This is a genomic window from Streptomyces enissocaesilis, from assembly GCF_039533765.1.
Taxonomy (GTDB): Bacteria; Actinomycetota; Actinomycetes; order Streptomycetales; family Streptomycetaceae; genus Streptomyces; species Streptomyces enissocaesilis.
In genome coordinates this window covers 151260-169657 of record NZ_BAAAUD010000039.1, presented here as the reverse complement: position 1 = coordinate 169657, position 18398 = coordinate 151260, and the positions used below count along the sequence as shown (strand labels likewise).

The window sequence follows — 18398 nt, the reverse complement described above, 5'->3', positions numbered from 1 at the left end:
CCCGAAAGCCGGGGGGGACCTCACCGTTTCCCGGTTCTCAGCGGGCGGCTTCGGGGGCCACGGGCTCCTCGACCGCGTGCGTACGCTCCAGGAAGCGGCGCAGTGGCGCCCTGTCGAACTGGATCACCGCCGTGCCCTGCGGCGAACGCAGTTCCATCACGGCCTGCACCCGTCCGCACGGCCAGACCCGGACGTCGCCGGCCTCGGTCTCGGCCGGACGGGTCAGGCCCGCCTCCAGGAGGGCGCGGTCGAAGACCCATTCGTTGGCGGCGCCGTCGGGCGAGACGTCCGGCGGGAAGACCAGGCGCACCGCGCGCGGGTCCCTCTCCGGGTCGTAGCGGAGGGCGACGGGGACGGCGTGGCGCTGGGGGCCGTCGGTGATGAGGCAGGCCCGTGCGTGGCCCTCGATCGCTGGCTGCATCGGGCTACTCCTCAAATTCGCGACTTTTGTCCCTTAATATCCCATATCTTGCGGTGCCTGCCAGGCTCCACTTGTGACCTTTTCGCTCTTGCGACCTCTTTGCAGGAGGGCACTATCATCGAACGGTTCACCACCCCGCAGGAAGCGGAGCCTCCCCATGCATGTCCCCGACGGATTCATCAACACACCTGTTTCGGCTGTGGCGGGCGTCGCAGCCGTGGCCGCCGTCGCCGTCAGCCTGCGCGGAGCACGCCGTGAACTGGACGAACGGACGGCTCCCCTGGCCGGACTCGTCGCCGCGTTCGTCTTCGCCGTACAGATGCTGAACTTCCCGGTCGCGGCCGGCACCAGCGGTCACCTGCTCGGCGGCGCGCTCGCCGCGATACTGGTCGGCCCGTTCACGGGAGTGCTCTGCATAGCGGTCGTCCTGCTGATGCAGGGCATCCTCTTCGCGGACGGCGGCCTCACCGCGCTCGGGGTGAACATCACCGTCATGGGCGTGGTCACGGTCGTCGTCGCGTACGCGCTCTTCCGCGGCCTCGTGAAGATCCTGCCGGGCGGACGCCGCTCGGTCACCGCCTCCGCGTTCGTCGCCGCCCTGGTGTCCGTGCCCGCCGCGGCCGCCGCCTTCACGCTGATCTACGCCGTCGGCGGCACGACGGACGTGCCGACCGGCAAGGTGCTGACCGCGATGGTCGGCGTACACGTCCTCATCGGCATCGGCGAGGCCGCGATCACCGCGCTGACCGTGGGCGCCGTCATCGCCGTACGCCCCGACCTGGTGCACGGCGCGCGCGGGCTCACCGCCCCGCTCAAGCTGCTGGTGGACGGGGAGCTGGTGGACGCGGCTCCTGCCCAGGCCCCGGTCCCCGTCGCCGCCCGCTCCACCCGCAGGGTCTGGGGCGCCGGGCTGGCCTCCGCGATCGTGCTCGCCGGATTCGTCTCCTTCTACGCCTCCGCCAGCCCCGACGGACTGGAGAAGGTCGCCGCCGACCAGGGCATCGACAAGAAGGCCGAGGAGCACGCCGCCGCCGACTCCCCGCTCGCCGACTACAGCGTCAGCGGCATCACCGACGGCCGGATCTCCGGCGGCCTCGCGGGCGTCGTCGGTGTCGGCGCGACCGTCGCCGTCGGCAGCGGAGTCTTCTGGACGGTGCGGCGCCGGCGCGGGCAGCAGCCGACGCCGGTCGCCGTCACGCCGGTCGCCGGCACGTCGGCGCGTACCGGGGAAAAGGAAACCGCCTGACATGGGCGCGGGCCACGCCCACAAGCTCTACCGGCACGGACACAGCGCGGTGCACGCGCTGCCGCCGCACTGCAAGCTCGTGGCCGTCTTCTGCTTCGTGCTCGTCGTCGTGTCCACACCGCGCGAGGCGATGTGGGCGTTCGGCGGGTACGCCGCGCTGCTCGGCGCGGTCGCGTACGCCGCCCGCGTCCCGGCCGGCTACCTGCTCACGCGGCTGCTCATCGAAGTGCCCTTCGTCGCCTTCGCCGTCCTGATGCCCTTCGTGGCCGAGGGGGAGCGGGTGGAGGTGCTCGGCATGTCGCTGAGCGTCTCGGGCCTGTGGGGCGCCTGGAACGTCCTCGCCAAGGGAACGCTCGGAGTCGCCGCCTCCGTGCTGCTCGCCTCCACCACCGAGCTGCGCTCCCTGCTGCTCGGACTCCAGCGGCTGAAGCTGCCGCCGATGCTCGTCCAGATCGCGTCGTTCATGATCCGCTACGGCGACGTGATCACGGACGAGATGCGGCGGATGTCGATCGCGCGGCGCTCGCGCGGGTTCGAGGCGCGGGGCGTGCGGCACTGGGGCGTCCTGGGCAAGACGGCGGGTGCGCTCTTCATCCGCTCGTACGAGAGGGGCGAACGCGTGCATCTGGCCATGGTCAGCAGGGGGTACACGGGCACCATGCCGGTGATCGACGAGGTGACCGCGACGCGGACGCAGTGGTCGTACGCGGCCGCGCTCCCGGTGTCCGCGCTGGCGGTCTGTCTGCTGGGACGGACCCTGTGACCGGGATGGACCCTGTGACCGATACGACGATGTCCCTCGAGGTCAGCGGCCTCGCCTACGCCTACCCCGACGGCCACCAGGCCCTCTTCGGCGTCGACCTGTCCGTCGCGCGCGGCGAGCGCGTCGCGCTGCTCGGACCCAACGGCGCGGGCAAGACCACGCTCGTACTGCACCTCAACGGCATCCTCACGGCCGGCGCGGGGTCGGTGACGGTGGCCGGGCTGCCGGTCGGCAAGCGGCACCTCGCCGAGATCCGGCGCCGGGTCGGCATCGTCTTCCAGGACCCCGACGACCAGCTCTTCATGCCGACCGTCCGCGAGGACGTGGCCTTCGGCCCGGCGGCGGCCGGCATGCGCGGCGCGGAGCTGGAGGCGTGCGTGAAGGGGGCGCTGGAACGGGTCGGCATGGCGGAGTACGCCGAGCGGCCGCCGCACCACCTGTCGTTCGGACAGCGGCGCCGGGTGGCTGTCGCGACCGTACTGGCGATGGAGCCGGAGATCCTGGTGCTGGACGAGCCGTCGTCCAACCTGGACCCGGCCTCGCGGCGCGAACTGGCGGACATCCTGCGGGGACTGGACATCACGGTGCTGATGGTCACGCACGACCTGCCGTACGCCCTGGAGCTGTGCCCGCGCTCGGTGATCCTCAGCGGCGGCGTGATCGTGGCGGACGGGCGGACGCAGGAGCTGCTGTCGGACGACGCGGTGATGCGGGCGCACCGGCTGGAGCTGCCGTTCGGGTTCGACCCGGGTTCGGTGCGGGTGGAGACCTAGGGACCACGCCCCGCGCGGCGGCACCGAGACCCCCCGCCGCCCCGCCCGGCAGGGCCGTTGCACCATGGTGGGCATGAGTGCGAGCGCAGCAGTGGATGCACGGGGCACGGTGGCGGCCGGATTCGAACCGGTCAGGGACGCGTTCGTGCGCAACTTCGGGCAACGGGGCGAGCGAGGAGCCGCCGTCGCCGTCTACCGGGACGGCCGCAAGGTCGTCGACCTGTGGGCGGGGACGCGCGACGTGGACGGCGCCGAGCCGTGGGCCGTGGACACCGCCCAGGTCGTACGGTCCGCGACCAAGGGCGTGGCCGCCGCCGTGCCGCTGCTGCTGCACCAGCGCGGACAGATCGACCTGGACGCGCCGGTCGCCACGTACTGGCCGGAGTTCAAGGCCAACGGCAAGGAACGGGTCCTCGTACGGCACCTGCTGTCCCACCGGGCGGGCGTACCCGCGCTCGACCGCCCGCTGACGCCCGCCGAGGCGATCGACGGCGTCTCCGGGCCGCGCGCCGTCGCAGCCCAGTCGCCCGCCTGGGAGCCCGGGACCGACCACGGCTACCACGCGCAGACGTACAGCTGGCTGATCGGCGAACTGGTGAAGCGGGTGACGGGGCGGACCGTCGGACGCTGGATCGCCGAGGAGATCGCCCGCCCGCTGGGGCTCGACTTCTGGGTCGGGCTGCCGGCGGAAGAGGCGCACCGGGTGGGCCGGGCCGGTCCGGTCGAGGCGCCGCCCGTGGACGGCGGGGCGCTGCGGATGCGGCCCAGGCGGAGCGTGACCGAGGCGTACGCGGACCCCGCGTCGCTCACCCGGCGAGCGTTCGACGCGATCGACCCGCGCGCGGACCTGAACGACCCGGCGTTCCGGGCGGCCGAACTCCCCGGCGCGGGCGGGATATCCACCGCGCGGGCGCTGGCACGGTGTTACGCCGCGATGATCGGGCCGGTCGACGGGCACCGCCTGTTCGCCCCGGCGACGCTCACGCTCGCGCGCACCGAGGAATCGGCCGGCCCGGACCGGGTCCTGATCGTCAACACCCGCTTCGGGCTGGGCTTCATGCTGCACGGCTCCGGCGCGCCGCTCCTCGCCCCCGGCTCGTTCGGGCACCCGGGGCGGGGCGGCTCACTCGGATTCGCCGATCCGGAGTCCGGGATCGCCTTCGGATACGTGACCAACGGCCACCAGAAGGGGGTCACTTCCGACCCGCGCGCGCAGGCTCTGATCAGGGCGGTGCGGTCCGCCGTGTGACCGGCCGGTGCGGAGCTCCGCCAGCCGGCCGTCAGCCCGCCCGCAGCACGGCCGCCACCAGCGGGCCCGCCGCGTCGCCGCCGTGGCCGCCCGACTCGACGGACGCCGCCGCCGCCACGTCGTCGCTGAAACCGGCGAACCAGCTGTTGGCCTCGCCCTGCCCGTCGACCTCCGCCGAACCGGTCTTGGCGCCCTTGTCGCCGCCGACCGGGGCCATCGCCTCCGTGGCCGTGCCCCAGGACGCCGTCGCCGTCTGCCGCATCATGCCGAGCAGCTGGCTGTGCACGGAGGGCGACAGGGAACGGGTCGCGGTCGCCAGCTGCCGGCCGTCGAGCGACTGCGGGACGATGACCGGCTGCTTGAACGTGCCGGCCTTGGCGGTGGCGGTGACCGACGCCATGTTGAGGGCGTTCATCTTGATCGCGCCCTGTCCGATGTACTGCGCCGCGGCCTCGCCGCCGGTGACCTCGGGCACCGTGCCGTCGGTGGTGGTGATCCCGGTCTGCCAGTTGTCGAGGCCGAGGCCGAAGACCTCGCGCGCCGTCCTGGGCAGCGCCGCGTCGTCCTTGGTGTCGTCGATCAGCTTGATGAAAGCGGTGTTGCAGGAGCGGGCGAAGCTGGTGGCGAAGGTGGAGTCGGGTATCGCGAAGTCGTCCAGGTTGTGGAAGCTCCGGCCCTGGTACAGCACGGTCTGCGGGCACTCCACCTTGCGGTCCGCCCCCACCAGGCCCTTCTCCAGCAGCATCGCCGCTGTCACGATCTTCATGGTCGAGCCCGGCGCCTGTCCGCCCTGGACCGCGGCGTTGAAGCCGTCGGCGCGGTGGTTGGCGATCGCCAGGATCTCGCCCGTGCTGGGCTTGACCGCCGCGACCGACGCCTCGCTGTGCTGCTTCACCGCCGTCTCGGCCGCCGCCTGCACCTGCGCGTCCAGCGTCGTGGGCAGCTCGCCGGGCTTGCCCCTGGTGAGGGTGAGCACGGTCCGGGCGGGCGACGCGCTGCCCGAGCTCTCGACGGCCAGCTCGATGCCCGGAGTGCCGCCCGCCTGCTCGCCGTACTTCTCGCGCAGCGCGTCCAGGACCGGACCGAGCGACGGGTACTTCTCCTTCGTCAGCTCGGTGCCGTCGCGGTCGACCGCCCGGATGGGCGGGGCCGAGGACTCGCCCGCCCGCAGCGTCTCGCCGTCCCTCAGGTCGGGGTGGAGGACGGAGGTCTCCCAGTCGACCAGGGCCTTGCCCGAGGTCTTCCCGCGTACGACGGTCAGCTCCGACGCGTACGAGAAGGCCTTGCTCTTCCCCTTGTACGTCACCGTGGCGTCGGCGGTGAACGGCACCGTCGCGCCGGCCGCCGTGCCCGGCGTCAGTTTCACCTCGCTGATGTGCGCCTCGTCGCGGTAGGCGGACAGCGCGGGCTGCGCGGCGGCGGCGTCGTTCGTCAGCTCACCGGCCGCGCGGGCGTCGCCCTTCGCCCAGGCGGCGAGGAAGTCCTTCGTGGTCCGCTCGACCTCGTCCGCGCCCGGCGGCCCGGTCCTCTCCGGCGCCGAGGCGCTCGTGAGGTCCGGGCCGCCGCCGGTCTCGCCGCTCACCACGGAGTAGGCGCCGTAGCCCACGCCCCCGGCCGCGACCAGGAACACCCCGCCGACTATGGCGACCTTCGCCCCACCACGCATGCTGTGCCGTCCCCTCCCCAGGAGTCCCCCTGAACTGAACGTGTTCAAGAAGTGCTGTACCGCACTGTACGGGACCCCGGTGACACCGGGGGCGACCGTTACAGGACCGGGACGAACGGCCCGGACGGCCGGGGAGGGGGGCGCCCGCACTCGCCTCCAGGTGTCGAGCCGGATGCGGTTGCGCCACTCCCCTGTCGGGAGGGTCCGGCCGGTGTAGATCGGCCAGAAGCTGGCCAGGATGCCAGCTGAGGGCTCTGACTGGCTCAGGTGCAGGACAAGGTGGACTGATCGGCGGGCTGAGGTCCAGGGACGCCGCCACGTGCGCTGCCCACGCCGGTCGAGCAGGTCACATTTACCGACACGAGTACCTGCTTCGCTTCTCTCCGGTGCGCATATCCACCACCGTCACCGTCACCGTCACCGTCACGGATCTGAGCCAGGAAGTCGCCGTAACCCATGTGCGGGTCCCCGGGCGATCGGGAGAGGCGCAGGGCGCGTCCTGAGGCTCATGGACGCAACCGACGGGCCGGGCGGGGATGCTGCAACCGGCAGAGGTCCGGTCACTGCACGGTGGAACTCGGGGTTGTCGTCAACACTGGTCCCGGCTGTGCTGGTACGAGCGGGGATTCCGGCCCGTGCGAGGCGCCACGGCTCCCGGCACCGATGCGTGGGGTGGTGTGCCGCCACAGCCGTCCCAGGGACCGGTAGAAGCGGTCTGGCAGGAACACGGCGTCCGCGACGATCATGACACCGGAGAAGAGAGGCAACCCCATGAGCACTGCAATGCCGATGTGCAGGCCCAGCAGCAGGGCGAGGACGGGGTACTTGAGCCTGCCGAAGAGCACGAACGGGAAGGCGACCTGCAAGAGCACCGTCATGTAGCAGGCGACCGCGACGAGGACCGGGTACTCGTCCACGAGGTGGGAGAGTGCGGGCCAGGGCTGGAAGGGTTCGAGGTTCAGAGCGTAGTGGAGAGCGGTGCCATCGCCCCAGGTAGCACCCTGGACCTTATACAGACCGGTTGAGCCGTAGAGGAAACAGACTTGTGCCGCGATGACGAAGATGCCGCAGTTGTGCACCACGGTGGTCAGGGTGATGCGGGCGTCGCGGAGTTGCTGGGCGGAGAAGCTCCGCACCGGTTCCGGTGTCTCGCCCGTACGAGCCGCTCTGATCCGGCCTCTGCGTGCGTCGAGGGACCAGCGCCGGCCGCACGCGGTGAGGACGAGGTAGACCGCCATCAGAAGGATCAGGTTGTCGCCCCCGTCCGTCATGAAGATCGCTCTCGCATGGAATGAGATCACCACGACGGCGAAGAGGACGGACATGACGCGGGTGCGCCAGCCCAGCATGAACAGCGTGGACGTGACGAGGGACGTCGCGTAGCAGAACTCGAAGTAGGCGTGGCTGTCGGACAGGGTCAGGATGCTGTTCCACCCCGTCTGGTCGAAGAGCTGTCGCGCCAGCGTGGGTGTCCACGGGGAGCTGGGGCCCCAGATCTCGTGGCGGTGCGGGAACTCGCGCAAGAGAAAGATCAAGTAGAGCAGTCCGTAGCCGATGCGCAGCACCGACGCGGCGTACAGGGACACCGGTCGGTCGGTCACAAGGTGCCGCAGGGTGCGGATCCGGTCGACGGCCCACTGCGCAGCGCCGGCGGACACGGTCTCTTTATTTCTCATGGGTGGTCACCTTCCACCAAGGCAGAAGCCGGACCTCGGCGGGCGTCCGCGGGCTGCTGCCGGGTGCGGGGATGGGGTGTGTGACGACACGGAGCTGAATGAAGTCGAATGGGCCGCTGTTGTGGGAATCGAAGCGGTCCGCGGCGATGTTTCTCAGATACTTCTGGATCATCAGGGCGCGTTCCGTGCGTGACTTGTCGTCTCCTCCGTGCGTTTCGGTGTAGGTGGTCCAGGCGCGGCGCAGTAGGTTCTGCGCCGTGTGGCTCGGGAACGGATTGTGCTCGACTGCGGAATTGTCCACGGCAGTCAGGTCGAACCAGGCGCTCACTTTGACCGATCCGTCGGATCCTGTGTGTGCGGTTCTCGCCAGGATCTGCCGGTTGACAGAGTCGGGATCCGGGGCGAAAAGGCGCCAGTTCTGTTCGAAGTAGGGGTACACCCATGCGTTGACCGTCGGGCTGTATCTCTTTGAGACGGTGTTGGCGGGCGCCACATGAAGAAACACGAGAACGACATGGACGAGAGTCGTGACCAGACACAGAACCACGACGGTGCGCAGTCCTGCCTTCAGTGCACGGGCGCCCCGCTGCCGCATGCCGGAGACGACCGCCTCGTCATGACATTCCTGCGGGGCCGGTCCGGAATCGGACCGCTGGAGTTCCTTCGCGTCCGCTGATTTGATCCCGCGAGACACCGCCCACCCTGTCTTTCTCATTTCAGTTGATCGCGCCTGACGTTTTCTTCTCACTGTCACCGAGGGCGCATGGCGGATTCGATGAGGATTCCGCCATGCGCCGTCATGTGATGAGCGGGCTTACTGAAGTGTGGTGCCTAGCCCCGGTGGCTTACCGGCTTGTCGCCGTAGCCGTAGCTGTGGACGTCGTCCTCTTCGCCGTGACCGGGCTTGTGGTGGTGGCCGTGGTCGGGTCCGCCGGGCTTGTGGTGGTGGCCGTGGTCGGGTCCGCCGGGCTTGTGGTGGTGGCCGTGGTCGGGTCCGCCGGGCTTGTGGTGGTGGCCGTGGTCGGGTCCGCCGGGCTTGTCGTGGTGGCCGTGGCCGGGCCTACCGGGCTTGTCGCCGTGCCCGCCGGTGGTGTTTCCGGCGGTGTTGCCCTGCGTGTTCCCGCTGGTGGTGTTTCCGGCGGTGTTGCCCTGCGTCTTCCCGCCGGTGGTGTTCCCGGCGGTGTTGCCCGCGGTGTTCCCCCGCGTGTTCCCGGCGGTGTTGCCCGCGGTGTTCCCCGAGGTGCTTCCACCCACGATGCTGACGATGGGCCCACCCAGAACCCCTCCACCGATCAGACCCATGGTGGTCCCGTTGGTCGTGCCGTTCGTGGTCCCGTTGGTCGTGCCGTTGGTCGTGCCGTTCGTGGTCCCGTTGGTCGTCCCGTTGGTCGTGCCGTTCGTGGTTCCATTGGTCGTTCCACCGGTGGTGGTCGCACACCCGCCGAGGAAGATCCTGTTCGTGTCGAGCGTCACGGCGCCGTTGCGGGCCAGTGCACGGCCCTCAATGCTGGCCCTCGTGGTCACGCTGATGGATGTCAGGGCCATGATCGTTCCGACGAAGGTGGAGTCGGTACCGAGTACGGCCGAACTTCCGATCTGCCAGTACACGTTGCATGCCGAAGCACCGTTCGTGAGGAGCACCCGGCTGGAGGATGCTGTCGTCAGGGCTTCCGGAATCTGGAAAACCCAGACGGCGTTGGGGTCTCCTCCGGCGTTCAGGGTCAGGTCGCCGGTGAGTCCGACACCGGATACAGCGGTGTGGACGCCCGGAAGCAGCGTCTCGCCATTGCCGATCTCTGCCGGAAGCGCGAAGTCCGTGGCCTGGCTGGCCGCGTTGTTGTACGCCTGGACCAGATCGGACTTGGCCCGTTGTGCGACAGCGTCCGCAGAATGCACGGCGCCGCCCACCTCACCGGGCGGAAAACCGCTGATGGATGTGCCCGGATGCACCCCAAGGTCGTGGTCGATCACGGTGGGTCCGGTGTTGGTGACCTCCGAACCTGCCAGAACGGAGAAACTGGCGGCTGTGCCCAGAGGTACGGGTGTCGCGATGGCCAACGCCTGTGTCGGCGTAACGGCAACCATTGCAGCGGCGACCGTTGCGGCGAGAGCTGGCACCAGCCAGCCGGACAAGGTGCGGCGCTGAGCCGCTTGAGGGATCTTCCGCTTCATCGAAAGGCCATTTCCTGTGGGGGCAGTGGCGTACCGGGCCCTACCGATCGCCCGGAAAGCCGTGTTTACGTCGCTGCATATTACGCAGGAAAATGCACGTCTCAGAGATAAGTAAGGGCGGAAAGGGAATGGTTGCGGATTCAACAGCGCGAAGTGTGGTGAAAATATGTAAAGTCGTATCGCCTCTCTCCGGCATGGCCCCCGGTGGGCGGGGTGCTATTACCCCGGATGAGGGAATGGTGCCTATCTGTTTATAAGGCCGACCCGGTCATGGTTGGAGAAGTGCTGCCAACCAGGTGATCTCATGAACCTGACGCAGTTGGGCGTGGCGATATTGGCGTTCCGTTCACGTTGGCTGTCCGGCTCGGATCATTTGAATCATGAGTCGGATGTGCCTCGCTGGTGGGCGCTCGGCCGACGCGAATCGAGCCGCGGGCAGCCGGCCGCGAATTGTCCGGGGAGAGAGTGCAGGAACTCAGGTGATATCTGGTACTCGATGGACTTGCGGGGGAACCGTGCTGGAGCCCAGGGTGTGACTGACATCCCGCAGTAACACCGTCGGGCCGGCACCCTCGGCAGTGACCTGCGCAGACTCCGTGAGCAGCCGAAAGCCCCGAACGTCCCGCGAGATGACCAGCGGCCACCACTCACGACCACGACGGGCCCGGCACCACCAGGTGCCGGGCCCGTCGTGGTCGCTGCTACACCCAGGTGTCGAGCCAGATGCGGTTGCGCCACTCCCCTATCGGGAGAGTCTGGCCGGTGTAGAGGGGCCAGAAGTAGATGAAGTTCCAGATGATGAGGAGCACGAGCACCCCCGCGCCGATCGCCCCCACCGTCCGCCGCCGCTCGTCCGAGCCCGGTGGCCCCAGCATCGCGCCGATCATCATCGCCACCGCCAGGCACAGGAACGGCACGAAGACGACGGCGTAGAAGAGGAAGATCGTGCGCTCCTGGTAGAAGAACCAGGGCACCCAGCCCGCCGCGATGCCGCACGCGATCGCGCCCGCGCGCCAGTCGCGCCGGAAGGCCCACCGCCACAGCACGTACAGCACCGCGAAACCCGCGGCCCACCACAGCAGCGGAGTGCCGAGCGCCAGCACCTCCTGGGCGCAGTCGCCGGTCTCGGTCGCCGGGCAGCCCTCCTTGCCGGGCTTCGGCGACTCGTAGAAGTACGAGACGGGGCGGCCCAGGACGATCCAGCTCCAGGGGTTCGACTGGTAGGTGTGACCCGATGTCAGGCTGATGTGGAAGCTGTAGACCTCGGTCTCGTAGTGCCACAGGCTGCGCAGCCAGTCGGGCAGCCAGGTCCAGTCGCCGCCCCTGCCGTCGCCCTGGGCCCAGTTCCGGTAGTAGCCCCCCCTGGTGGCGATCCAGCCCGTCCAGGAGACGAGGTACGTCACGAAGGTGACCACGACCGTCGCCACGAAGGCGGGCGCGACGTCCCGTCTCAAGACCGCCGCGTACGGCCGCAGCGCGCCCGCCGTCCGGCGCGCGCCCACGTCCCACACCACCGTCATCAGGCCGAACGCCGCCAGGATGTACAGGCCGTTCCACTTGGTGCCGAAGGCCAGCCCCAGGCACACGCCGGCCGCGATCCGCCACGGCCGCCACCCGAGCCGCAGCCCCTGGGCGACACCGGCGTCCGGGCGCAGCACGCCCTCCTCGGCGTCGTACGGCAGCGCCGCCGCGAGCCGGCGCCGGGACCGGTCGCGGTCGACCAGCAGGCAGCCGAACGCGGCCAGCACGAAGAACATCAGCACCTGGTCGAGCAGTGCCGTGCGGCTCATCACGAAGTGCAGGCCGTCGACGGCGAGCAGCGCGCCCGCCAGACACCCCAGGAACGTCGAGCGGAAGAGGCGGCGCCCGATCCGGCAGAGCATCAGGACCGAGAGGGTTCCGAGTACGCACACCATGAAGCGCCAGCCGAAGGGCGTGAACCCGAAGAGCTGCTCACCGATCCCGATGATCCACTTGCCGACCGGCGGATGCACCACGTAGCCGGGATCGTCCGGGACCGGGACCGCCGACGGGTCGGCGAGGATCTTCTTGTCGACGTCCTTGGGCCACTGGCCCTCGTACCCCTGGTGGATGAGCGCCCAGGCGTCCTTGGCGTAGTACGTCTCGTCGAATATCACCGCCTCGGGGCTGCCCAGGTGCCAGAACCGCAGCAGCCCGGCGACGAGCGCGACCAGCATCGGCCCGCCCCACGCGGCCCACCGCACCAGGTGTCCCGCGAGTACGGGCGGCACCCCGAGCACCCGCCAGACCTGGGGGCCGGGCCTGCTGTACGGCGGCACGAGCCGCATCCGCAGCCCGACGTGGCGGCCGGGGCCGGGTGCGTAGCCGAATCGGCGCAGCCGCTGCTGCCATGGAGGCGGCTGTTCCCCGGGGGCCCGGCCCTGCTGGGCTTCTGACGCGGTACTGGTCACCGCGCCATCGTAGGGAACACATCTGTGCGCGTCGTCCGTGCGCCCTGGGAGGATGGTCCCTGTGACTGGAACGACTGGAACGACTGGAACGACTCGAACGACCGGAACGCTCGTCCTCGCGGGGACTCCCATCGGCGACGTGGCCGACGCGCCGCCCCGCCTCGCCGCCGAACTGGCGACGGCCGACGTCGTGGCCGCCGAGGACACCCGCCGGCTGCGCCGCCTGACGCAGGCGCTCGGCGTGCAGACGACGGGGCGTGTCGTGTCGTACTTCGAGGGCAACGAGTCCGCCCGTACGCCCGAACTCGTCGAGGCGCTGGAGGACGGCAAGCGGGTCCTGCTGGTCACCGACGCGGGCATGCCGTCGGTCTCCGACCCCGGCTACCGGCTGGTCGCCGCGGCCGTCGAGAAGGACATCGAGGTCACGGCCGTGCCGGGCCCGTCGGCCGTACTGACCGCCCTGGCCCTGTCCGGCCTGCCCGTCGACCGCTTCTGCTTCGAGGGCTTCCTGCCGCGCAAGGCGGGCGAGCGCCTCGGCAGGCTGCGGGAGGTGGCGGAGGAGAAGCGCACGATGGTGTTCTTCGAGGCGCCGCACCGCCTCGACGACACCCTCGCCGCGATGGCCGAGGTCTTCGGCGCCGAGCGCAGGGCCGCCGTGTGCCGCGAGCTGACCAAGACGTACGAGGAAGTGAAGCGCGGCCCGCTGAAGACGCTCGCCGCATGGGCGGCCGAAGGGGTGCGGGGGGAGATCACCGTCGTGGTGGAAGGTGCCCCCGACGCCGGACCGCAGGATCTGGACCCGGCGGAACTGGTGCGCAGGGTGCGGGTGCGCGAGGAGGCGGGGGAGCGGCGCAAGGAGGCGATCGCGGCGGTCGCCGCCGAGGCGGGCCTGCCCAAACGCGAGGTGTTCGATGCCGTCGTCGCGGCAAAGAACGCGGCACGGACGGGCTCCGCGGACGGCAAAGGACTATCGTGAACAGTTGAAGCGCAGACCGCGCACCGGGCCTTTTCCCATGGAAAGGCCAAGTCCGCTCCATCATTCGACAGGCCCCGATGCGCTCCCGCCGAAACAGGCGTCCACTGGACCAGTGGAAAGGAGCTGGCATGAGCGAGATCGCAGACCCCGCCGGCGCAGGAACCGTCGTTCACGAGGCCTACGCCTTCGCCTGCATGAGGTGCGGCCACGGGTGGGAGCAGTCGTTCGAAATACATCACCACGTCGACGGCACGGGCCACGCATTCGTGACCTACACGGCTGACGGCGAGCGAGTTCCTTCGCCGCTTTCCCGTCCCACCTGCCTGAACTGCGGCGGACACGTCGTGCGCATCATGAAGGCCGGTCAGGTCTCCTCGATCAGGGAAATGCTGCGGGCCGCCGTGGTGGGCGCCCCCATGGGCGGTCCGGTGGTGGGAATGCCGGGGCCGGCACCGGACCGCGACGACGCCCCGGGTCCGGTACGGGTGAAGCGCCACCGGCAGCTGTCGGATCTGCTGCACCCGTTCCACCACCGGAAGTAGCCGGAAGCGGGCGGCCGCCGCACCGGGCCGCCGGACCGGGCCGCCGCGCCACGGGCACGGCGCGTGGTTTTCGTACGATCGTGACCATGAGCCCCAAGGACGCACTTCCGCCGCTGCCCGAGCCCCTCCGGGGAGAGGTCGCCGATTCGCACACCCACCTGGACATGCAGGACGGCACGGTCGAGGAGGCACTGGAGAAGGCCGCCTCGGTCGGTGTCACGACCGTCGTCCAGGTGGGCTGCGACGTGAAGGGCTCGCGCTGGGCGGCCGAGACCGCGGCGGCGCACGAGAACGTCCACGCCGCCGTGGCCCTGCACCCCAACGAAGCCCCCCGCATCGTCCTGGGGGACCCTGGGGGAGGCCGGTCGCGGCAGGGCGCGCGGACCGCGGGCGGGGACGAGGCGCTCGACGACGCGCTCACCGAGATCGACCGGCTGGCGGCCCTGCCGTACGTACGGGGCGTCGGCGAGACCGGTCTCGACTACTTCCGTACGGGCCCCGAGGGCATGGCCGCCCAGGAGCGGTCCTTCCGCGCCCACATCGAGATCGCCAAACGGCGCGGCAAGGCGCTCGTCATCCACGACCGCGAGGCGCACGAGGACGTGCTGCGCGTCCTGGAGGAGGAGGGCGCCCCCGAGCGGACCGTCTTCCACTGCTACTCCGGCGACGCCGCGATGGCCGAAGTCTGCGCCCGCAAGGGCTACTTCATGTCCTTCGCGGGGAACATGACCTTCAAGAACGCCCAGCCCCTGCGGGACGCGCTCGCCGTCGCGCCGCTGGAACTGGTGCTCGTCGAGACGGACGCGCCGTTCCTGACCCCCGCGCCCTACCGCGGACGGCCCAACGCCCCGTACCTCATTCCGGTCACCGTGCGCGCCATGGCGGCGGTCAAGGGGGTCGAGGAGGACGTGCTGGCCGCGGCGCTCGCCGCGAACACGGCCCGCGCGTTCGACTACTGACGGTAGCAGCCACGACGCTCCGTGGTCGGATTGCCTTGGAGAGTGACCGCGGCTCCGCTAGTGTCCCGGCCCGCAGCGTCATCGGGGCGGACCGGACTTCTGGAGCGTCGTGGGCAATTCGCAGGGCAGTCACCGGGCGGTGCGCGACAGCGGCCGCCGTACGGCGGAGTACGGCGGGCCGCCGCCGGAGGTGCCGTCGTACGGGCTCCGGGTGGTGCGGCTGCCGCGCCAGAGCCCCGGCGCGTCCGCCCCGTCGGCTCCACCGGCCCCGTCGGCGGGGCCCGAGGTGCCCGGCGTGCCCGGCGCCGGGGGCGGCAGGGCGGAGGCCCGGCGCGCCGCCAGGCGCCGCAAGGGCGCCGAGCGCCCGGAGGCGCTGCGCCGTCTCGTGCCGCAGGCGCTGGTCGTCGCGTTCCTGGCCGGCGGCACCTCGGCGTTCGTCGCCCACGACAAGGCGGTGAGGCTGAGCGTCGACGGCGTGCCCCGCACGATGCACACCTTCGCCGACGACGTCACCGAGCTGCTGGAGGAGCAGGGCGTCGAGGTGGGGGCGCACGACCTCGTCGCGCCCGCGCCCGGCGCGGCACTGGCGAGCGGAGACGAGGTGGTGGTCCGGTACGGCCGCCCCGTGGTCCTGACCCTGGACGGGCAGCGGCGCCGGGTGTGGACCACCGCCCGTACGGTCGGGGGCGCACTGCGCCAGCTCGGGGTGCGCGCGGAGGGGGCGTACCTCTCCGCCTCGCGCTCCCTGGAGATCGGACGGGCCGGCCTCGCACTGGACGTACGCACCGAGCGGGCCGTGACGTTCATGGCGGACGGGCGCGAGCGCACCGTCCGCACGAACGCCGCGACCGTGCGGGAGGCGGTCGAGGAGGCCGGCATCACCCTGCGCGGCCAGGACACCACCTCCGTGCCGCCCGACAGCTTCCCGCGCGACGGGCAGACGGTCACCGTGATGCGGATCAGAGGGACGAAGGAAGTGCGCGAGGAGATCATTCCGTTCGCCGTCGAGAGGACGGCCGACCCGTCGCTCTTCAAGGGCACCGAAGCCGTCGTGCAGGCCGGGCAGTACGGCTCCAGGAAGATCACGTACTCCGTCCGGATCGTCAACGGGGTCCGGCAGAAACCGCGAAGGATCGCCGAGGAGATCGCGCGGGAGCCGGTCACCCGGCGCGTGAAGGTCGGCACCAGGGAGCGGCCCGCCTCCGTGTCCGGGGCCGACGGGCTGGACTGGGACGGGCTCGCCCGCTGCGAGTCCGGGGGCCGGCCCGGCGCGGTGGACTCCACGGGCCATTACGGCGGCCTCTACCAGTTCGACACGCAGACCTGGCAGGCACTGGGCGGCCGCGGGCGGCCGCAGGACGCGAGCGCGGGCGAGCAGACGTTCCGGGCGAAGAAGCTGTACGTGCAGCGGGGGGCCAGTCCTTGGCCGCACTGCGGGGGCAGGCTGCGGGGCTGAGGCGGGGGCGGTGCCGTCGTGGGGCGGTGCGGCCGCCGTTCTTCGCGGGGGCTCCGGGGCCGGTGCCGCGCCGGGGCGTCTCCCCGGGCGTCGAAGGTTCGGGACGGTTGTCCGCGACGCGCAGAGTCGTGTTCGACGCCCTGCGGGGAGCGCCCCGGCGCGTCCCCTCCCGGCACCCCGGTGTGCGCAGCGCCGCGGGGGCGGACCACGCGGGGCAAGGCGGGTGCCGGGGGCCTTTACGCTTGAGCGGTGAGCAGCACTGAGCCTTCTGAGACGCCTCCCGAGCCCCTGCACGACCTGCTGGGCCCCGCCGACATCCGGGAACTGGCGGCGTCGCTCGGCGTACGCCCGACCAAGCAGCGCGGCCAGAACTTCGTCATCGATGCCAATACCGTCCGCCGGATCGTGCGGACGGCCGGTGTGCGGGGCGACGACGTGGTGGTCGAGGTCGGTCCCGGTCTCGGCTCACTGACTCTCGCGCTGCTGGAGGCCGCGGAGCGGGTGGTCGCCGTGGAGATCGACGACGTGCTCGCCTCCGCGCTGCCGGCGACGATCGCGGCGCGGATGCCGGAGCGGGCCGAGCGGTTCGCCCTGGTGCACTCCGACGCCATGCAGGTGACGGAGTTGCCGGGGCCCGCTCCCACGGCGCTGGTCGCGAATCTCCCGTACAACGTCGCGGTCCCCGTGCTGCTCACCATGCTGGAGCGCTTCCCGAGCATCGAGCGGACGCTGGTCATGGTCCAGGCGGAGGTCGCGGACCGGCTCGCGGCCCGGCCGGGCAACAAGGTGTACGGCGTTCCGTCGGTGAAGGCCTGCTGGTACGCCGACGTCAAGCGGGCCGGGTCGATCGGGCGGAACGTCTTCTGGCCCGCCCCGAACGTGGACTCCGGGCTGGTGTCGCTCGTGCGGAGAAACGAGCCGGTCAGGACCTCGGCTTCGAGGGCGGAGGTCTTCGCCGTGGTCGACGCGGCCTTCGCGCAGCGCCGCAAGACGCTGCGGGCCGCGCTTGCGGGCTGGGCGGGATCGGCTCCGGCGGCGGAGGCGGCGCTGGTCGCGGCCGGGGTCTCGCCGCAGGCCCGGGGCGAGTCGCTGACGGTGGAGGAGTTCGCCCGTATCGCGGAGCACAAGGGAGCGGCGGCATGACGGTCACGGTCCGGGTACCCGCGAAGGTCAACGTCCAGCTGGCGGTGGGCGGGGCGCGCCCCGACGGCTTCCACGACCTCGCGAACGTCTTCCTGGCGGTCGGGCTGTACGACGAGGTCACGGTCACCCCGTCCGACTCGCTGCGCGTCACCTGCTCGGGGCCGGACGCGGACCAGGTCCCCCTGGACCGCACGAACCTGGCCGCGCGGGCGGCGATCGCGCTGGCCGCGCGGCATCGCCTCTCGCCCGACGTGCACATTCACATCGACAAGGACATCCCCGTCGCGGGCGGCATGGCGGGGGGCAGCGCGGACGGCGCGGGCGCGCTGCTGGCGTGCGACAGGCTGTGGGGTACGGGGTCCTCCCTGCCCGAATTGCTGGACATCTGCGCGGAGCTGGGGAGTGATGTGCCGTTCAGCCTGGTGGGCGGGGCGGCGCTGGGGACGGGACGGGGCGAGAACCTGTCCCCCCTCGACGTCGGCGGTGCTTTCCACTGGGTGTTCGCGGTGGCGGACGGCGGGCTGTCGACCCCGGCGGTGTACGGCGAGTTCGACCGCCTGACGGCGGGCACGGAAGTCCCGCCCCCGGTGGCGTCCCCGGCGCTCCTGGACGCCCTGCGCACGGGCGACGCGACGGCCCTGGCGGGCGCCCTGGTGAACGACCTCCAGCCCGCCGCCCTGTCCCTGCGCCCCTCCCTCGCCGCCACCCTGGCCGCGGGCACGGAGGCGGGCGCCCTGGCGGCCCTGGTCTCGGGCTCGGGGCCGACGACGGCGTTCCTGACGAAGGACGCGGAGTCGGCGGAGTCGGTGGCCGCGGCCCTCACCGCCTCGGGCACCTGCCGCACGGCACGGGTGGCCCGGTCCCCGGCGCCGGGCGCGACGGTGACCGGCGCCTGAGCAGCCCGCGACCGGGCAGTCGTCGGCG

The 18398-nt window shown here is 71.2% G+C and carries 16 protein-coding genes; 10 read left to right on the top strand and 6 right to left on the bottom strand.

Features of this window, described 5'->3' with window-relative positions:
* Positions 1-37 precede the first annotated feature (37 nt).
* On the bottom strand, positions 38-421 hold the full coding sequence (locus tag ABD374_RS19170; RefSeq protein WP_344496779.1) for an SsgA family sporulation/cell division regulator: 384 nt from the start codon (positions 419-421) through the stop codon (positions 38-40).
* A 157-nt stretch (positions 422-578) separates the two neighbouring features.
* On the opposite strand from ABD374_RS19170, the gene ABD374_RS19165 reads away from it, so the two are divergent.
* From ABD374_RS19165 to ABD374_RS19150, 4 genes are all read left to right on the top strand, one after another.
* A complete protein-coding gene (locus ABD374_RS19165; RefSeq protein WP_344496778.1) occupies positions 579-1667 on the top strand; it encodes an energy-coupling factor ABC transporter permease in 1089 nt (362 codons plus the stop codon).
* A gap of 1 nt (position 1668) precedes the next feature.
* On the top strand, positions 1669-2430 hold the full coding sequence (cbiQ, locus tag ABD374_RS19160; protein WP_344496777.1) for a cobalt ECF transporter T component CbiQ: 762 nt from the start codon (positions 1669-1671) through the stop codon (positions 2428-2430).
* Positions 2431-2435: 5 nt separating this feature from the next.
* Entirely contained in the window at positions 2436-3203 is a 768-nt protein-coding gene (locus tag ABD374_RS19155) for an energy-coupling factor ABC transporter ATP-binding protein (RefSeq protein WP_344496776.1), read from the top strand.
* A 91-nt stretch (positions 3204-3294) separates the two neighbouring features.
* Positions 3295-4452 (top strand): serine hydrolase domain-containing protein, encoded by a 1158-nt coding sequence (locus tag ABD374_RS19150; RefSeq protein ID WP_344496933.1) that lies wholly within the window; start codon positions 3295-3297, stop codon positions 4450-4452.
* Positions 4453-4483: 31 nt separating this feature from the next.
* Here ABD374_RS19150 and ABD374_RS19145 read toward each other — a convergent pair whose 3' ends face one another.
* The 5 genes from ABD374_RS19145 to ABD374_RS19125 all read right to left on the bottom strand — a co-directional run bounded on the left by ABD374_RS19145 (position 4484) and on the right by ABD374_RS19125 (position 12398).
* A complete protein-coding gene (locus tag ABD374_RS19145) occupies positions 4484-6118 on the bottom strand; it encodes a penicillin-binding transpeptidase domain-containing protein (protein WP_344496775.1) in 1635 nt (544 codons plus the stop codon).
* Positions 6119-6678: 560 nt separating this feature from the next.
* Positions 6679-7794: an HTTM domain-containing protein gene (locus tag ABD374_RS19140; protein ID WP_344496774.1), complete on the bottom strand. Its 1116-nt coding sequence runs from the start codon at positions 7792-7794 to the stop codon at positions 6679-6681.
* On the bottom strand, positions 7784-8509 hold the full coding sequence (locus ABD374_RS19135) for a DUF5819 family protein (protein WP_344496773.1): 726 nt from the start codon (positions 8507-8509) through the stop codon (positions 7784-7786). The genes ABD374_RS19140 and ABD374_RS19135 overlap by 11 nt, the downstream gene beginning before the upstream one ends.
* 116 nt (positions 8510-8625) lie before the next feature.
* Positions 8626-9966, bottom strand: coding sequence for an ice-binding family protein (locus ABD374_RS19130; protein WP_344496772.1), 1341 nt, complete (start codon positions 9964-9966; stop codon positions 8626-8628).
* Between the two features lie 701 nt (positions 9967-10667).
* Complete coding sequence (locus ABD374_RS19125; RefSeq protein ID WP_344496771.1) at positions 10668-12398, bottom strand: dolichyl-phosphate-mannose--protein mannosyltransferase; 1731 nt, start codon at positions 12396-12398, stop codon at positions 10668-10670.
* A 61-nt stretch (positions 12399-12459) separates the two neighbouring features.
* Here ABD374_RS19125 and rsmI point away from each other — a divergent pair, with 61 nt between their 5' ends.
* The 6 genes from rsmI (at position 12460) to ABD374_RS19095 (ending at position 18370) form a co-directional block, all read left to right on the top strand.
* The gene (gene rsmI, locus ABD374_RS19120; RefSeq protein ID WP_344496770.1) at positions 12460-13374 is read left to right on the top strand and encodes a 16S rRNA (cytidine(1402)-2'-O)-methyltransferase; all 915 of its coding nucleotides are present in this window, start codon (positions 12460-12462) and stop codon (positions 13372-13374) included.
* A 128-nt stretch (positions 13375-13502) separates the two neighbouring features.
* A complete protein-coding gene (locus tag ABD374_RS19115; RefSeq protein WP_344496769.1) occupies positions 13503-13916 on the top strand; it encodes a hypothetical protein in 414 nt (137 codons plus the stop codon).
* 86 nt (positions 13917-14002) lie between these two features.
* Positions 14003-14875 (top strand): TatD family hydrolase, encoded by an 873-nt coding sequence (locus ABD374_RS19110; RefSeq protein WP_344496768.1) that lies wholly within the window; start codon positions 14003-14005, stop codon positions 14873-14875.
* Between the two features lie 109 nt (positions 14876-14984).
* Positions 14985-16331, top strand: coding sequence for a resuscitation-promoting factor (locus ABD374_RS19105; RefSeq protein WP_344496767.1), 1347 nt, complete (start codon positions 14985-14987; stop codon positions 16329-16331).
* A gap of 249 nt (positions 16332-16580) precedes the next feature.
* A complete protein-coding gene (rsmA, locus tag ABD374_RS19100; protein ID WP_344496766.1) occupies positions 16581-17474 on the top strand; it encodes a 16S rRNA (adenine(1518)-N(6)/adenine(1519)-N(6))-dimethyltransferase RsmA in 894 nt (297 codons plus the stop codon).
* Positions 17471-18370, top strand: a complete 900-nt coding sequence (locus ABD374_RS19095; protein WP_344496765.1) for a 4-(cytidine 5'-diphospho)-2-C-methyl-D-erythritol kinase — start codon at positions 17471-17473, stop codon at positions 18368-18370. Before rsmA ends, ABD374_RS19095 begins: the two co-directional genes overlap by 4 nt.
* The last annotated feature ends 28 nt before the right edge of the window (positions 18371-18398 follow it).

Coding starts and splice junctions, on each gene's coding strand:
- ABD374_RS19170 (WP_344496779.1), bottom strand. CDS start 421: ATGCAGCCAGCGATCGAGGGCCACGCACGGGCCTGCCTCATCACCGAC.
- ABD374_RS19165 (WP_344496778.1), top strand. CDS start 579: ATGCATGTCCCCGACGGATTCATCAACACACCTGTTTCGGCTGTGGCG.
- cbiQ (WP_344496777.1), top strand. CDS start 1,669: ATGGGCGCGGGCCACGCCCACAAGCTCTACCGGCACGGACACAGCGCG.
- ABD374_RS19155 (WP_344496776.1), top strand. CDS start 2,436: ATGGACCCTGTGACCGATACGACGATGTCCCTCGAGGTCAGCGGCCTC.
- ABD374_RS19145 (WP_344496775.1), bottom strand. CDS start 6,118: ATGCGTGGTGGGGCGAAGGTCGCCATAGTCGGCGGGGTGTTCCTGGTC.
- ABD374_RS19140 (WP_344496774.1), bottom strand. CDS start 7,794: ATGAGAAATAAAGAGACCGTGTCCGCCGGCGCTGCGCAGTGGGCCGTC.
- ABD374_RS19135 (WP_344496773.1), bottom strand. CDS start 8,509: ATGAGAAAGACAGGGTGGGCGGTGTCTCGCGGGATCAAATCAGCGGAC.
- ABD374_RS19130 (WP_344496772.1), bottom strand. CDS start 9,966: ATGAAGCGGAAGATCCCTCAAGCGGCTCAGCGCCGCACCTTGTCCGGC.
- ABD374_RS19115 (WP_344496769.1), top strand. CDS start 13,503: ATGAGCGAGATCGCAGACCCCGCCGGCGCAGGAACCGTCGTTCACGAG.
- ABD374_RS19110 (WP_344496768.1), top strand. CDS start 14,003: ATGAGCCCCAAGGACGCACTTCCGCCGCTGCCCGAGCCCCTCCGGGGA.
- ABD374_RS19095 (WP_344496765.1), top strand. CDS start 17,471: ATGACGGTCACGGTCCGGGTACCCGCGAAGGTCAACGTCCAGCTGGCG.